General features: G+C 62.8%; 13 protein-coding genes and 1 tRNA gene. 7 read left to right on the top strand and 7 right to left on the bottom strand.

Going from position 1 to position 15,440, the window contains the following annotated elements; translation table 11 throughout:
• Positions 1–139: 139 nt before the first annotated feature.
• The 4 genes from ACQ7C1_RS02785 to ACQ7C1_RS02770 all read right to left on the bottom strand — a co-directional run bounded on the left by ACQ7C1_RS02785 (position 140) and on the right by ACQ7C1_RS02770 (position 5,992).
• Entirely contained in the window at positions 140–1,204 is a 1,065-nt protein-coding gene (locus tag ACQ7C1_RS02785) for a dipeptidase (protein ID WP_430957222.1), read from the bottom strand.
• Positions 1,205–1,488: 284 nt separating this feature from the next.
• Complete coding sequence (locus tag ACQ7C1_RS02780; RefSeq protein WP_430957221.1) at positions 1,489–4,884, bottom strand: acyl-[ACP]--phospholipid O-acyltransferase; 3,396 nt, start codon at positions 4,882–4,884, stop codon at positions 1,489–1,491.
• Between the two features lie 92 nt (positions 4,885–4,976).
• Complete coding sequence (locus tag ACQ7C1_RS02775) at positions 4,977–5,258, bottom strand: YiaA/YiaB family inner membrane protein (protein ID WP_183837055.1); 282 nt, start codon at positions 5,256–5,258, stop codon at positions 4,977–4,979.
• Positions 5,259–5,305: 47 nt separating this feature from the next.
• Complete coding sequence (locus ACQ7C1_RS02770; protein WP_430957220.1) at positions 5,306–5,992, bottom strand: PspA/IM30 family protein; 687 nt, start codon at positions 5,990–5,992, stop codon at positions 5,306–5,308.
• A 111-nt stretch (positions 5,993–6,103) separates the two neighbouring features.
• Between ACQ7C1_RS02770 and ACQ7C1_RS02765 the strand changes: the two genes are divergently transcribed.
• Both ACQ7C1_RS02765 and ACQ7C1_RS02760 read left to right on the top strand, forming a co-directional pair.
• Positions 6,104–6,718 (top strand): TetR/AcrR family transcriptional regulator, encoded by a 615-nt coding sequence (locus ACQ7C1_RS02765; protein WP_430957219.1) that lies wholly within the window; start codon positions 6,104–6,106, stop codon positions 6,716–6,718.
• Positions 6,719–7,214: 496 nt separating this feature from the next.
• Positions 7,215–7,994: an SDR family NAD(P)-dependent oxidoreductase gene (locus ACQ7C1_RS02760; protein ID WP_430957218.1), complete on the top strand. Its 780-nt coding sequence runs from the start codon at positions 7,215–7,217 to the stop codon at positions 7,992–7,994.
• A 103-nt stretch (positions 7,995–8,097) separates the two neighbouring features.
• Here the strand turns inward: ACQ7C1_RS02760 and ACQ7C1_RS02755 are convergent, their stop codons facing one another.
• A complete protein-coding gene (locus tag ACQ7C1_RS02755) occupies positions 8,098–8,928 on the bottom strand; it encodes a DUF429 domain-containing protein (protein ID WP_430957217.1) in 831 nt (276 codons plus the stop codon).
• On the bottom strand, positions 8,921–9,880 hold the full coding sequence (locus ACQ7C1_RS02750) for a DUF5655 domain-containing protein (RefSeq protein ID WP_430957216.1): 960 nt from the start codon (positions 9,878–9,880) through the stop codon (positions 8,921–8,923). Before ACQ7C1_RS02750 ends, ACQ7C1_RS02755 begins: the two co-directional genes overlap by 8 nt.
• 404 nt (positions 9,881–10,284) lie before the next feature.
• Between ACQ7C1_RS02750 and ACQ7C1_RS02745 the strand changes: the two genes are divergently transcribed.
• Together ACQ7C1_RS02745 and ACQ7C1_RS02740 are read left to right on the top strand one after the other, a co-directional pair.
• Positions 10,285–10,953 (top strand): hypothetical protein, encoded by a 669-nt coding sequence (locus ACQ7C1_RS02745; protein ID WP_430957215.1) that lies wholly within the window; start codon positions 10,285–10,287, stop codon positions 10,951–10,953.
• Between the two features lie 432 nt (positions 10,954–11,385).
• A complete protein-coding gene (locus ACQ7C1_RS02740; RefSeq protein WP_430957214.1) occupies positions 11,386–11,910 on the top strand; it encodes a hypothetical protein in 525 nt (174 codons plus the stop codon).
• Positions 11,911–11,959: 49 nt separating this feature from the next.
• On the opposite strand, the gene ACQ7C1_RS02735 is transcribed toward ACQ7C1_RS02740, so the two are convergent.
• Positions 11,960–12,034, bottom strand: a tRNA-Gln gene (locus ACQ7C1_RS02735).
• A gap of 166 nt (positions 12,035–12,200) precedes the next feature.
• Between ACQ7C1_RS02735 and ACQ7C1_RS02730 the strand changes: the two genes are divergently transcribed.
• The 3 genes from ACQ7C1_RS02730 to ACQ7C1_RS02720 are packed head-to-tail and all read left to right on the top strand — an operon-like array spanning position 12,201 to position 15,299.
• Positions 12,201–13,109 (top strand): MBL fold metallo-hydrolase, encoded by a 909-nt coding sequence (locus tag ACQ7C1_RS02730; protein ID WP_430957213.1) that lies wholly within the window; start codon positions 12,201–12,203, stop codon positions 13,107–13,109.
• Between the two features lie 22 nt (positions 13,110–13,131).
• Positions 13,132–13,581, top strand: a complete 450-nt coding sequence (locus ACQ7C1_RS02725) for a thiol-disulfide oxidoreductase DCC family protein (RefSeq protein WP_430957211.1) — start codon at positions 13,132–13,134, stop codon at positions 13,579–13,581.
• Positions 13,578–15,299, top strand: coding sequence for a DUF4166 domain-containing protein (locus ACQ7C1_RS02720; RefSeq protein WP_430957209.1), 1,722 nt, complete (start codon positions 13,578–13,580; stop codon positions 15,297–15,299). The genes ACQ7C1_RS02725 and ACQ7C1_RS02720 overlap by 4 nt, the downstream gene beginning before the upstream one ends.
• Positions 15,300–15,440 lie beyond the last annotated feature (141 nt).

Genomic DNA, 15,440 nt, shown 5'->3' with positions numbered 1-15,440 from the left:
TGGGGAAGCCCGTGCCGCCAGCCGATCTCCCTCCTTGTGGGGGAGATGCCCGGCAGGGCAGAGGGGGTGTCCACAAGACGGGCGCTTGCCAATCCCCACACCGCCTCCCCCGCCTGCACCGCGCTTGTCGAACTCGCCTTCACGATGACCGGCTGTTCTTCCACGTCAACTCGAACACGCGCAGCCAGTTGTCGAAGGCGAATTTCGACAGGCTCTGCCCGTCGAAGCCGCGCTTGCGCATTGCTTCGAACAGATGCGGCAGACCGCTGGCATCCTTGATCCCGCGGGGGATCACCGCGCCGTCGAAATCCGAGCCGAGGGCGACCCGGTCTTCGCCGACGCGGTCGATCAGATAGTTGATATGGTCAACGACGTCGTCGAGCGGGGTATCGTCGTTCAGGTCGCCGTCGGCGCGAATATCGTTGACCGAGAGGTTGAAGCCGATCACGCCGTCGCTGTCGCGGATTGCGTCGAGCTGCCTGTCGGTGAGATTTCGGGTCGACGGGCAAATGGCATGGGCGCAGGCATAGGTGGCGACGAGCGGGGCGTCGCTCAAGGCCACCACGTCCCAGAAACCCCGTTCGTTCAGATGTGCCAGGTCGATCATGATGCCGAGCCGATTACAGGTCCTAACGAGCTCCTGGCCGCTCTCGGTCAGCCCGGGGCCGGTATCCGGCGACCTCGGATAGGCGAAGGGAACTCCGTAGCCGAACATATTCGGGCGGCTCCAGACCGGACCCAGCGACCGCAGGCCCGCCGCATAAAGCCGATAGAGATAGTCGAAACCGCCATCCAGCGCTTCGGCCCCTTCCATATGAAGCACGACGGCAAAGGCGCCTTCGGCTCTGGCGGCCTTGATCTCATCGACATCGATCGCCAGGCGCATCTGGCCGGCGGAGCGCTGGACTAAGCTTTCCAGCGCCAGACGCTCGGCCTCGATCTGCTGCCGGGCATAAAGCGGATCGACGGTCTCGGCATAAATCACCTCGTAGCCGTCGTCTCTTATGATGAGGTCATTTTCCGGCGGCTGCTCCGGGCCTGCATGCAGCGCAAACAAGCCGCCGACCAGGCCGCCCTCGCGGGCTCGCGGCAGATCGAGATGCCCGCTTTCAGACCGCGCCAGAAAGTCCCGGCCGGTGGTGCTGTATTCGGCCATGAATTGCACCGCGTCATTATGCCCGTCGAAGACTTCGATTTCGGCCATGGCGGTTTGCTCCTGGATCGCGAGATGGTTTATCCATTTGGGCGCGATTTATTTGTCGGCTAAGACGAACGGAGATTCAATGAATGCAACACCCGCCCCTCAGCGATCGGCGAGAGCGGCCCCTCATCCGGCTGCCGCCACCTTCTCCCCGCTTGCGGGGCGAAGGGACCATGCCGCGACTTCTCGGTTCCCAACTAACTCCTCGCAGGGCACGTCCCCTCGCCCCGCGAGCGGGGAGAGGGTTAGGGTGAGGGGCAAGTCGCGATCTCATCGGCCGCGGACAATCACGCCGCCTCCTCCTTCTGCACCGCCCCCTCCGCCAGCTTGCGGGCGGCGACGAAATCGACCTTGCCGGAGCCCAGCACCGGCACCTTGCCGATCGTGACCTCGGCCGGCACCATCATGTCCATGGCGCCCTTCGATTTGGCGAAGGCGAGGAATTCGGCGCGGGTGGCGGTTTCGGCGTCGGTCAAGAGCACCAGGCGCTCGCCCTTCTTGGGGTCGGGCAGCGATGAGACGACCGATAGCGCCCCGGGCCAGAGTTCGGCGGCAAGCGCCTCGATCGCCGCCAGCGACACCATTTCGCCGCCGATCTTGGCGAAGCGCTTGGCGCGGCCGCGGATCTTGACGAAGCCGTCCTCATCGATGCTGACGATGTCGCCGGTGTCGTGCCAGCCATCGGCGAGCGGTTCGAGTACGCCCGGCTTTTCGGCGCGGAGGTAACCGGCCATGACATTGGCGCCGCGCACGTGCAGGCGGCCGCCCTCGTCGATGCCGGGCACCGGCTCGAGCTTCCATTCCATGCCCGGCAGGATTTTGCCGACCGTGCCGGAGCGGTTGTACATCGGCGTGTTGATGGAAATGACAGGCGCCGTTTCGGTGACGCCGTAGCCTTCGAGGATGCGCAGGCCGAATTTTTCCATATAGGTCTGGCGGGTCGAAGCCTTCACCGGCTCGGCGCCGGCGAAGATGTAGCGGATCGAGCGGAAATCATACGGATGCGCCGTTCTGGCATAGCCGTTGAGGAAAGTATCGGTGCCGAAGATGATCGTGGCGTTGGAGACATAGATCAGCTCCGGCACGATGCGGTAATGCAGCGGCGAGGGATAGAAATAGACCGGCACACCCGAGATCAGCGGCAGCACGGTGCCGGCGGTCAGCCCGAAGGAATGGAACACCGGCAGGATGTTGAACACCTTGTCGCCGCTGTGGAAATCGATGCGGGCGGCGGCCTGGGCGGCGTTCGACAGCACGTTGCGGTGGGTCAGCACCACGCCCTTCGGCGTGCCTTCCGAGCCCGAGGTGAAGAGGATGACGGCCGGATCGTCGGCCTGGCGCTTGACGAGCGGCCGGCCCTTTCTGAGAAGCCCGACGAGCTTGTCCTTGAAGGAGATTTCGGCTCTCAGATCATCGAGCCAGACGATCGCCAGCTGCTTTTCCAGTTCCTCGATGACAGGGCCGAGCTTGGCCTGGGTGACGAAGGCGCGCGAGGTCAGCACATGTTTGACCTCCGCCGCCTTGCAGGCCGAAAGGATATTGGCGGCGCCCGCGGTGAAGTTCAGCATCGCCGGCACCTTGCCCGCCGTCATGACGCCGAGAATGGTGGCGGCGGCGCCATTGGCATTCGGCAGCATGACGCCGAGGTTCTGTTCCGGGAAGCGGGCGCGGAATTTTGCGCCGAGCACGGCGGCCCCCGTCAAAAGCTTGCCATAGGTCAGCCGGCCAGTGACCGGATCTTCGACGGCGGGCTTCTTCATGCCGAATTCGTGGCCGGCGCGGATAACGCGCTCGAGCACGGTCGACGAGGTATCGGCGGTGCGGAACAGCAGGTTCGACATCACCTGATAGAGGGCGGCTCCCGCCGCCGTGCGGCGCTTGCGGCCCTTCAGCTCCGGCGGCACTTCCAGCTTCACCGGCTCGAGAATGGTGACCTTGACCTTGGGGAACAGCCGGCGGCGGATCTTGCCGTTATCGAGATAGGAGAAATAGGTCTTCTCCAGCCCGTCGATCTTGACCGGCACCACCATCGAGCCTGTTTTGTCGGCGACCATGGCGGCACCATCATAGACCTTCATCAGCGTGCCGGTCACCGTCAGGCGGCCTTCGGGGAAGATGCCGATCGGGTTGCCTTCCTGCGCCACCTTGATCAGCGAGCGCGTCGCCATCGGCTTGGTCGGGTCGAGCGGCAGGAATTTGCACATTTTCAGGAAGGGGCGCACCCACCAGGCCTGGGCGATCTTGTAATCGACGGCAAAGACCGGCTCCTCCTCGGTGATGGCGAGCGCGAGCGCACCATCGAGCAGGCTGACATGGTTCAGCGCAATGATCGGCGCCGGGCCGGCCTTCTTGATATTCTCCAGCCCCTCGACTTCGAGCCGCATGAAGGCGCGGAACAGGATCGAGATGAAATCGCGGAAGGCATTGGTCGGCAGCGTCTTCAGCATCAGCCAGGCGACCGCGAAATTGACGATGCCGAGGCCGATCAGGATCTGCGGAATGGTGGCGCCGAGAGCCTGGATGACGGCGACGAGGCCGAGGCCGACGGTGATGAACAGCGCCGAGAGCACATTGGCGGCGCCGATGACGCGGGCGCGGCGATCCTCATGCGCCCAAGTCTGCAGGCCGGCAAAAGTGGGAACGGCGATGAAGGCGCCCGAGATCGCCAGGCCGGCGAGATCGATGGCGACGCGGATGGTATTTTCGCCGGCGAAGAAGGTGAGGATCGTCGTCGCATGGGCTGTCGAAGCCAGCCCCCAGAGGTTCCAGGCGAGATCGAGGCTGAAGAGGCCGAGCAATGCGGTGCCGACCGGCGCCGGCAAGAGCACGATGCGGCCCGACGACATCCAGGCGGCAATGCCGGAACCGACGGCAACGGCAATGGCGAAGACGGTGAGATAGGCCGGCACGACGAGCTCTGAGCCGCCGAGCAGCTCGGTCACCATGGTCGGCAGGATGGAGAGGGTGAAGGCGCCGACCAGCCAGAACCAGCAGTTCATCAGCGCCGAGCGCCAGAGCCGCTTGTCCTGGCGGATTTCCATGACGAGCCTGTAGCTGGAGCGGATGACATTGCGGTCGATCTCAAGATCCGGCGCCTTGGAGCCGGTCGCCGGGATCATCCGGGCCGAAAGCCAGCAGAGCAGCGACAGCCCCATCATCATCGAGCCGAAGAGGACGACATTGTCGCCGCTCGAAAAGGCGAGCGCGGCGATGATCGTGCCGCCGAGAATGGCGATGAAGGTGCCGCCCTCGATCCAGGCATTGGCCTTCGGCAGGTCGCGGCGTTCGAGATGATCGGGCAGGATGCCGTATTTGATCGGCCCGAACAGCGCCGAGATGACGCCGAAGCCGAAGAGCGCCACCATCAGCACAAAAATCGAGGAGAAGCCGAGGCCGACGACGGCAAGGGCCGCAATGCCGATCTCGCAGCGTTTCAGCAGCTCCGCCACCTTGGCCTTGTCGTGCTTGTCGGCGATTTCGCCGCCGAGCGCCGAAAGCAGCAGGAAGGGCACGATGAGAATGACGCCGGCAAGCGTCACCAGGGCCGCGCCTTCGCTTGCCGACATCTTGAAGAGGATGAGGAAGACCAGCGTATTCTTGAGGAAATTGTCGTTGAAGGCGGTCAGGAACTGTGTCCAGAACAGCGGCGCGAATTTCCTCGATGTCATCAGATTGTGTTGCACGGCGAGACCCTCTTTTGGTGGGCAGAGAAGGCCACAGAGTTGTTACGCAAAAGTTGAGTGCGATAACAACTCTGCGATGTGGTTAAGGAAGATCAATCTTCACCGTTACGATTGAATTTGACCAGCAGCTTTTCGGTGCGGGCATCTTCGACCTTGCGGATCAGCTTCTCGGATTCGGCATTGTCGCGCAGCGTCTTGGTGATGTTCACCGTCGTCTGCACCAGCATCAAGATGCCCATGGCGAGATAGCCTTTGCCCCAGAGATCGAGCGGCATCATGTAGAGGCCGAGCGCCAGCATGAAGGCGGCCGAGCCGAAGGAGATATAGGAGAAGCTGACCCAGCTGGCGGAATGTTTCTGAAAACTGTCGTTCATGATCTCAATTCCTTGTTTTAGATGGATGAATGGGGACTGGATGCGGTTCAGGCGGCCGGGCTGACCCGGCCTTTCAGGCGGGCAAGCACATCATCGGCCGAGCTGTGCAGCGGCGGGCCGAAGCCGGCATTGGCAAGCTTCTCGATGATACCGGCCGGGCGGATGGCGCCTTCCATGTCCTTCAGTGCGGCTGATGTCAGCTCGTTCTGGCTCTGGCGCAGGCGAAGGCGGGCGAGCGTCTCCTCGGCATCGTCGAGCGTGGCAAAGCCGGGGCCGGCGACTGCGACATCGAGCTTCTGCGCCTCCTCAGTTGCGCGGGCCAGCCGCTCTCCGCGCTGCAGCGCCTGCAGCCGCGCCTCGGCATCCCTGACGATGCCCTTCAGCTTGGCGATCGAAGTGGTGAACTGGCTTTGCGCCTGTTCCGACGCATCGCGCTCGGCCTCGAGGAAGGCGATCGCCTCGGCCGCTTCGCGCGCCAGGCCCTCATTGCCCTTTGTGAGCGCCGCGGTGGCGCGGGTCTCGAGATCGGCGATGCGGGAAAGGATCGTGGCGTGCTGCGCCTTCTCCTGCTCGTTCTGGGCGATGGCGACGGCGACGCTGCGCCGCGCCGTCTGGATCGACTGGGCGGCATCGCGGATCTGCTGGGCCAGCAGCGGCACGGCGTGGCGATCGGCGAAGGCCTGCTCGGCGTCATGCGCCCTGCCCCGCAGCAATGTGGAAATCAATTTGAACATTTCTGTCCTCCGGTTTATGAACGTTGTTCACGAGATGAGTTATGGCAGAATCGTGAACGCTGTTCAAGAATAATTTTGAACGACGTTCAAAAATTCGGAAGGGAATGGTTAATGGCCGGTCGACGGGAAGAAAAACGTGAGGATCTGAAGGCCCGGCTGATCGAGGCGGCGCGCGAGCGCATCGCCCGCGACGGGCTTTCCAACCTCAGAGCCCGCGACATCACCCAGGATGCCGGCTGCGCGCTCGGCGGCCTTTACACCGTCTTCTCCGACCTCGCCGAACTCGTGATCCACGTCAATTCCGCGACGCTGAAAGCGCTGGAAGCACGCCTCACACTGGCCGAGGCCAAGGACAAAAGCCCGACCGATCGCCTGCGCAACCTCGCCCAGGGCTACCTCGCCTTCGCCGTCGAGCACCGAAACCTCTGGAAGGCGCTGTTCGAGCACTCGCCCCCGGACACCAGCCCGACGCCGCAATGGCATCTCGACGAACACCTCTTCCTGATGGACGTGATCGCCGAGCCGCTCGCCGAACTGCAGCCCGACATGCCCCCCGAAGACCGCGCCATCCGCGCCCGCACCCTCTTCGGCGCCGTCCACGGCGTCGTCAGCATCAGCCTCGAAGGCCGCTTCGTCGGCCTGCCGCTGGAGCGGCTGGCGCTGGAGGTGGACGAGCTGGTGCAGACGATTGCGGCGGGGGCGGAGCGGCGGCGGCAGGGGATGTGAGGATCGCGTTGGGTGGAGTGAGGTCGGAGGACGAGCGGACGTCGAAAGAGCCGTGTTTGGTAGAATGACGTCGAGAGGAAGCGGTATCATCTGATTACCCGCCTTGCGGTTCCAGCCTCAGCCCCACCCCACTCTCCGTCATCCTCGGCCTTGAGCCGAGGATCCACGCCCGCCACCCAGGATCTCGACGGGTATTGGCGACAACCTGCTGAAATCACCGCGAAAAACGCCCCTCATCCGCCTGCCGGCACCTTCTCCCCGTAAACGGGGCGAGGGGGATATGCCGCACCCTCTCCGTTCCTCTCCCGCGCTCCGCAGGGCACGTCCCCTCTCCCCGTCAGAACGGGGAGAGGGCTAGGGTGAGGGGCAGAACCGCACCGACACGCTGGTGGAATTGCTCCACTATCTCTCCTCTTGCCGATCGTCCTCGGGCTTGACCTAAGCACCCCCACCCTATCACTCTGCGCCCACCCCACGCCCCGCGAAAGGAACCCCCATGAGTCGCATCTTCATCACCGGTTCCACCGATGGCCTCGGCCTCGCCGCCGCCCGCACCCTCATCCGCGAAGGCCACGAGGTCGTCCTCCACGCCCGCTCCCGCGACCGCGCCGCGGCAATCGCCGAAACCTCCGCCGCCGCCATCGGCCTCGTCATTGGCGATCTCGCCAGCGCCGCCGAAACCCGCTCCATCGCCGACCAGGTCAACGCCATCGGCCGCATGGACGCCATCATCCACAATGCCGGCATCTACCTCGAGCGCAGCCGCGGCGAAACGCCCGAAGGCCACGCCAAGACGCTGGCGGTCAACACTCTCGCCCCCTATCTGCTCACCGCCTGGATCACCCGGCCCGACCGGCTGATCTACCTGACCAGCGGCATGCACCGCAGCGGCGGCAGCGCGCTTGACGATATCGACTGGAAGAAGCGGCCATGGAGCGCCAGCCAGGCCTATTCCGAAAGCAAGCTCTACATCGCCACGCTTTCCGCCGCCATCGCCCGCCACTGGCCGGACGTGCTCAGCAACGCCGTCGACCCCGGCTGGGTGCCAACAAAGATGGGCGGCGCCGGCGCGCCAGACGATCTGGAGATGGGGCATCTGACGCAGACCTGGCTTGCGACGAGCGAGGACGAAGCTGCGAAGGTCAGCGGCGGGTATTGGTATCACCGCCAGCAGCGGGAGGCGGCGACGGAGGTGAATGATGTTGGATTTCAGGAGGCGCTGGTGGAGAGGCTGGAGGATTTGACGGGTGTGCGGTTGTTTGGGGAGAACCGGTGACGCGCGTTCTCACAACGGGCATATGACAGCTGGCAATTCAACAGCCATGCACCAAGGCTCAGCGGGAGTGGCCGGTGCGTGGCGGCCACGTGTCAGGGTCGAATTATCTGACCGGCACATTCCTTTTCCTCGCAGCGGTAACCAGCCGCTCGTGGATACCGTTTACCGCCGGAGCGATCATGTAGCCGTTGTTGAGGTCACCAATCATGACAGATTCTTCGCGTGGTGCCACCAGCCAGTGCAAACCGATGAGGCCACAGATCATTGCGTCAACCTTGTCCTGGTCGGCTTTCTTCGGCATCAGGTTAGCCGACACATCCAAACGCCACCGTTCTAGCTGCTCTAAAGCTCTGAGCGATCCGAATGTCCGAATTGTCTCCGCCACAGCATGCCAGTGCCCTAAATTAAACATTCTCCGGTTGGCTGGATTGTATTTTGGAGCCCCAAGACGTTTGCAGTAGGCGCTCTCGATAGCAACCAGTGCTAGGGCGGGAAATACCTCAATCAGAAAGAGTCCGGCCGATGCGGTCCGTGCGGCCTCTGGATCCTCCGTGGCCCCGAGCGCCTGCTTGAAGTGCCAGATCGGCGCGGCATCATCAAACATGCCAAGCTTCGATCGGTTGGCTGGCTGAACACCACCGCCTACCCAGGAGATGAGCGCCCCTGCAACCTTGTCGACCGGACGCGAGCCACTGCGGTTCGGAACGATTGTTGGCTGATCAAGCGCGACGAGACATTTGCCGGCCTCGCGCCTTTCGGCTTGAATAAGTGCTGCGGCTTCACTGAATGAGGCCAACCTCGGCTCCATGTGCAACCGCGCACCGTGCGAATCGACTCGGATCACACAGATTGCACCTGGCGCCTTTGGGTTGTCGGTCCACGCTGAGTCGAAACCAACAACAGATAAGTTTGCGGCGCTCCCCTGATTACCCACCCTCGTAAGCCCGAACCAGTAGTGGCTGTGCCCTCTCAAAATCCGCCATTGACTTCAGCGTTACCTGGAGATCACCAGTACCAAAGTGGCCAACATTGCTGACGTCGCGCGTAAAGCCGCTTTCAAGCGCGACGGTGTCTGGATCGAGCTTCAGGAACAGCAACACAGTCCGCGCCTGTGGATAGATCTCCATACAGACGAAGTTCTTCAAGCGCTTAAATGCTGTGTAGAGCTTCAATTCTTTTACCTGCACATCATCCCCGAGCCCGATCAGAAACTGGTGAACGGCGTCATAGATATCTCGAAGGTCTGCCGATGACTGTGATAGCCGGTAGCTCATCCTTTGGCTGAGATAGGGGTCGTTTTCCTGAGCGACGTCAGCTCTGGACTGCAGGGAGCCTAGGCTTTTGACTTCGGTTATCATCTTAGGACCATTGAGTTTACTGGTCTTCGGCACATGCACCAGTTCCAACATCAGCAGATCGTCACCGAACCGCCGATAGCGAATAAGTTCGATGTTTCTCGCGATCTGCTTGACGGCGTGCTCGTCATAGCGGGTGAAATCGCCGGCAATGCAGAGCAGTCGTGGAGCAGACCAGTCAACGGCATTCGCGGCGTCCTGACCGAGGCGTTCCATAACCAGCCATTGGAATTCCTTGCGGTGATCAAGCAGCCAGTCGAGGTAGAAGAGGCCCTGATTGATGACGTTCTCGTTCACCGACCGCTTGTATTCGATGATGACCGGTGAGTTGTCCTCGTCCAGACCGAGTGTATCGATCCTTCCGCCGTGCACGGCACCGGTCGAATGCTCGGTAGCAAGAAAGCGGATGCCGAGCAGCGCCTCGAGATTGGACTCGAACAGGATCTGCAGGGATTTCTCGACCTGCATCGAGCTGCCCGGCAGTTCGCTCACCTGGGCGCCCCCGAAATGAAAGAGTTTGATATCGCTCAAAATTCGCCCCAAGCGTGACCGCAGATTGTGGTGAAATTTCTATTCGCTTTATCGCCCTTGTCCAGATAATTTGCCGGCGAGCGCCGACTTGCGGGGATCGGCCGTCTGCTCCGATGATCTCGAAACAGGGACCTCCACCAAACGTGGTTGGCGATGGCCGACACCAGCGCGGCCAAGGTCAGCGGCGGTTGCTGGTACCATCGGCGGCAGCGTGTGGCGTCGCCTATATGAGCGATCCGGCCTTTCACATAAGCTGGTGGAGAGGCTGTCTGGGTTGACGGGTGTGCGGCTGCTTGGGGAGCATATTGGTAGAATGTGGGGCCGGCGGCGCGCGAGCGGCCAGTCATAACCCTACCGCATCTACTATGAATGGAATGGCGCCAGGACCTGGGAGAGCCAATAAGATGAAATTCATGGACAAGTGGGCCACTCCGCTCGCCGGAGCGATTATGATCATCATATTAGTGGTGGTGATTTCCGGCTTCACGCCAACGCGGTCGTTGTTCTGTAAGGAAGATGAGATTTGCTTGCGCGAATGGCTAACCGCAACGAGCGGCTGGGCGGCCGCGCTAGCTGCGTTCATTACTCTCTTCGCGCTTAGGAGGCAGATTGCAGCCCAGGAGAGGCAAATCGATCATCAGTTAGGCAACATCGAGCCCGACATGATGGTTCGGTGCACGGTCGGAGAGGATTTTTCGCCTGTCGCTCAGGTCACTGTTACCAACCGCAATCGGCGTCCGCTGAATGTCCATTACCTCGAAGTGGCGCCGATCAACCGCGTCAAACTTTTCCCACACCACGTTAAGATTGATGGGAGTGAGCGGCCGCAGGGGAAAGCGTTCGGCCAGCCGGGCGTCATTGTCAACTGTTTGCTTCCGGGAAAGGAGGATGGACGCCCTCCATCCACCGCTGTGTTAACTTGTCTTTTCGAGCCGGAAGGAGAGCCCGATTCCGTCGACGAAGAGGGTCTCGCTCGGTATCACGTGAAGTTCGGCTGTCACGGCCTCCTGCACGGTGACTCCGCAAGTCCATGCGTCATCTGGGCTGAGGCCGAGCTGGTTATGATGTCTTGAACGCCGCGTCAGCCTTCGCGGCCGCAGGCTACATAAAAAACGATCCGTCCGCGATTGGGAGGTTTCGATGTTAAAGATCGATGGTGCACCGCCAGTCATGAAGCGCCAACGGATTGGCTGCTTCGATCAAAGCCGGATGCTTAAACACACCCGCCGGCTGAGCTGCTGTTTTTTATGGTCAGGGGAGAGCATAGCGTCGGGGAGAAGAAAATGGCGCACATTTGCTCTGGTCTGCCTAGGAACTTCAGGCCTCATTAGGAAGGTGGATTGGTTGCGGCTCGCCGCGAAGAGTGCAGCCGAAGATGAACACTATGAGGTGTCCAAGGCGTGAAGCACGTTGTCCGCAGGAGTAGCTCGGTAGTCTCTGCACAACAGAACTTGCATTTAACAAGAACCTGATAAGATGCGCAGAATGATTGGGGGCCTCTTAGCGTGTCGATGATATACTTGGTAATCACCAGTTATTGTGTGCTGGCAGTGGTGTTTCTGACCGTTGCATTCTATCACCTCGGGAAGATCGGCTATCCGAGGCAAGATTTCTATTATGAAGACCTACACCAGATGCACTGGGAACGCTGCGCATTGGCAGCCCTCCCTTATCTGACCATCTTTCTGCTGATGGTCGTCGGCCCGTTGCTCTGGTTCTTCGATCAGGCCACCGCATCAGTTATGACATTCTTTCAAGGAAGCGACCGTTTAATTGGGATCGGACTAATATGGCTGCTCTGGATAGCCTCCTGGTTCGTTGTCGCGATCAGCGCCGTCGCGCTGATCGGAACGATCTACTATCGGATGTGGCGCGCCGCAGCGCATCGCGCACAGCATGAGGCGTTCATCAAGATTACCCAGATCACCCAGATCGCCTACACGCCGAGACACTGGCGCCGGTGGATTCGAATGAAGCGGCCGAAGAGACCTGAAATTGAAAAGAGGTCACGCACCGAGAAACCGTTCTGATTTCGCTACGTCCGACATAGCGTAACTAATTGATTCAAAAATTAAGCTGTGGCTGGGGCGCCTGGATTCGAACCAGGGGATGGCGGTACCAAAAACCGCTGCCTTACCGCTTGGCTACGCCCCACCAGAGCTTGAGCGGCGAACCGCTTGCTCAGAAATCGACGCCTGATTAGCAAAGCTCTTTGCCTGTCACAATGACTAAGTTGCGCCTCAGACAGATTTCTGCGCGCGAAGCGGTGGGCGGCGTGCTAGCATGCCGCGATATTATCAACCTGAGATCATCGTCCCGCATGGAAAGTCCCGTTTTCGACCTTGCTTTCGAGCCGGCCTATGGGCGGGCCGTGCCGGTTGCTCCCGATATCTTGCGCATCACGGCGGAAAATCCCGGGCCCTTCACCTTTTTCGGCACCAACAGCTATCTCGTCGGCGCCTCCTCGCTTGCGGTCATCGATCCCGGGCCGGAGGACGATGCACATTATCTAGCGCTGATGGCGGCGATCGGCGGGCGGGAGGTGACGCATATCTTCGTCAGCCATACCCATCGCGATCACTCGCCGCTCGCCCGCCGGCTGCAGGCGGAAACGGGAGCGGTGACGGTGGGGCAAGGGCCGCACCGGCCGGCGCGGCCGCTGCGGGAGGGCGAGGTCAATCCCTTTGCCGAAAGCTCGGATATGGAGTTCGTGCCGGATATCGCGCTCGGCGACGGTCAGACGATAACGGGCGACGGCTGGGCTCTGACAGCGGTGCTGACGCCGGGGCATACGGCCAATCATGCCGCCTTCGCGCTCGAGGGCCGCGAGATCCTCTTTTCCGGCGATCATGTCATGGCCTGGTCGACCTCGATCGTCGCGCCGCCGGATGGGGCGATGGCGGATTACATGGCCTCGCTCGACAAGCTGATAGCGCGCGAGGACGGCCTGCTGCTGCCCGGCCATGGCGGGCCGGTCAACGAGCCGAAGACGTTCCTGCCGGCGCTGAAGGCGCATCGCCTCGGGCGCGAGCAGGCAGTGCTGGCGCGGGTTGCGGCCGGCGATCGGGAGATTGGGGAGATGGTGAAGGCGATCTATCGCGATACCGATCCGAAGCTGCATGGGGCGGCCGCGCTTTCCGTGCTCGCCCATATCGAGCATCTCATGGAGCGCGGCGAGATTGCAGCGGATGGGCCGCCTTCGCTTGCCGCGCGCTATTGGCCGGGGTAATGAAAGGCGGAGGGAGATCAGCATGGGCCGCGCCGATTACAGCTATCGCACCGATCCCGCCGTTCCCGCCTTTGCCGATGACCGGCCGCTCATCGTCTTCGATGGCGAATGCGTCTTCTGCTCCGGCTGGGTGAAATTCGTGCTGAAGCACGACAGGCAGCGGCGATACCGGTTCCTCGCGGCGCAGACGCCGCTCGGCGAAGCGCTTTACCGGCATTACGGCCTCGATACGCGCGACTACGAAACCAATATCCTCATCGAAGGCGGCCGCGCCTTCTTCAAATCCGACGGCACGATCCGCATGGTGGCAAGCCTCGGCTTTCCCTATTCGCTGGCGAAGCTCTTTCGGCTGCTGCCGCGGCGCGCCGCCGACGCGCTTTATGAATTCATCGCCCGCAACAGGCTGAAGATCGCCGGACGGCAGAGCTGCATGGTGCCGACACCGGAGCAGCGCAGCCGCTTCATCGCATGAGCGGCGGCACCTTTTCCCTGCTGATCATCGGCGGCTACGGCGCCTTCGGCGGCCGGCTCGCCCGGCTGCTCGGCGAGGAGCCGCGGCTCAGGCTGCTGATCGCCGGCCGCTCGCTCGAAAAGGCCGATGATTTCGTCTTCGATCTCCGCTCGCCGAAAGGCGGCGCCGGGCGGCTCGGCAGCAACGATCTCGGCGCCTGGCTGCAGGCGGTGACCTTCGATCGCGACGGCGACCTCCGGGAGCAGCTGACGCGGCTGAGGCCCGATCTCGTCGTCGATGCCTCGGGGCCGTTCCAGAGCTTCACCGGCGATGGCTACAAGGTGGTGCGGGCCTGCATCGAGCTCGGCATCGATTATGCCGATCTCGCCGACAGCAGCGGCTTCGTCGCCGGCATAAGCGGGCTCGATGCTGAGGCGAAGGCGAAGGGCACCTTCGTGCTCTCCGGGCTCAGCAGCCTGCCGGCGCTTTCCTTTGCGGCGCTGGAGGCGATGGCGCCGCATTTCTCCCGCGTCGACAGCGTCGCCGCCGGCATTGCGCCCTCGGCGCATGTCAGGATCGGCCTCAATGTCGTCAGAGCCATCGCCAGTTATGCCGGCAGGCCGGTGGCGCTGCTGCACGAGGGGCAGCCGGCCAAGGGGCGCGGGCTGATCGACGAGATGCGGGTGACGATCGCCCCGCCCGATGTGGCGCCGCTCGCCAGCCGCACTTTCCTGCTGGTCGATGCGCCCGACCTGGCGCTGCTGCCCGGCCGCTTTGCCGGCCTGCAATCCACCTTCACCGGCGTCGACACCGAGCCGCAGGCGCTGCAGCGGCTCTTGAGATTTGCCGCCCGGCTGGTGGAGGTCGGGCTCTTACCCTCGCTCACGCCGTTCGCCCGGGCGCTGCAGGCGGCCAGCCATCGCTTCGCCTCCGGCGCCCATCGCGGCGGCATGTTCGTGCGCCTGGGCGGCCTCGATCGTGACGGGCGGCGGCTGACGGCCGACTGGTCTCTGATTGCCGAAGGGGATGACGGGCCGTTCATTCCGGTTCTCGGCGTCGAGCTGCTGGTGCGCCGGCTGCTCGAAGGCAGGCGGCCGGAAAGCGGCGCGCGGCCGGCGGCGGGCGAATTATCGCTTGCGGATTTCGAAGCGGCCTTCCGCCAGTTCTCGATCGCCTCAGGCATCCGGCTGGATTACCAGGAAGAGGCCCAGCCGCTCTACCGGCGCATCCTCGGCGAAGCCTGGGAAAAGCTGCCGCCGGCGCTGGCGGCGATCCATGCGGGCGGCACGCGGCTTGCTTCCGGCCGGGCGCGGATCGAGCGCGGCAGCGGGCTCCTCGCCCGGCTGATCGCCGGCCTCATCGGCTTTCCCGCCGCCGGCGAGGATGTGCCGGTCGCGGTGCGCTTTGCCGCCGATGGCGAGAGGGAGATCTGGACGCGGTCTTTCGGCAGCAAGACTTTCCGCAGCTGGCAGGCTGAGGGCACCGGCCGTGAGCGCCACCTGCTTGCCGAGGTGTTCGGGCCGTTCCGGGTGCGGCTGGCGCTGGTGCCGGAGGGGCAGAAGCTCAGGCTCGTGGTGCGCGGCTGGCGCTTCTGCGGCATTCCGCTGCCGCTGTTCCTGGCGCCAGGCGGCGATACTTACGAGGAGGAGCGCGATGGCCGCTTCCATTTCCATGTGGAGATCGGCGGCCGACTGACAGGGCTGGTGGTGCGCTATTCGGGGTGGCTGGTGTTGGAGTGAGGGGTGGCGGCAAGCGCGCTGCTGTCCCGTTCGTGACGGTTGCCCCTCACCCTAACCCTCTCCCCGTAAAACGGGCGAGGGGACGTGCCCCGCGTGAGTTTGGTGGGGAACAAAAAGGTTGCGGCATGTCCCCTTCGCCCC

Source organism: Rhizobium sp. Nf11,1 (genome assembly GCF_050587665.1).
In the GTDB taxonomy this organism is placed as follows: domain Bacteria; phylum Pseudomonadota; class Alphaproteobacteria; order Rhizobiales; family Rhizobiaceae; genus Rhizobium.
Note: the sequence above shows the minus strand (reverse complement) of the source record. Positions and strands in the feature narration are given on the sequence as shown.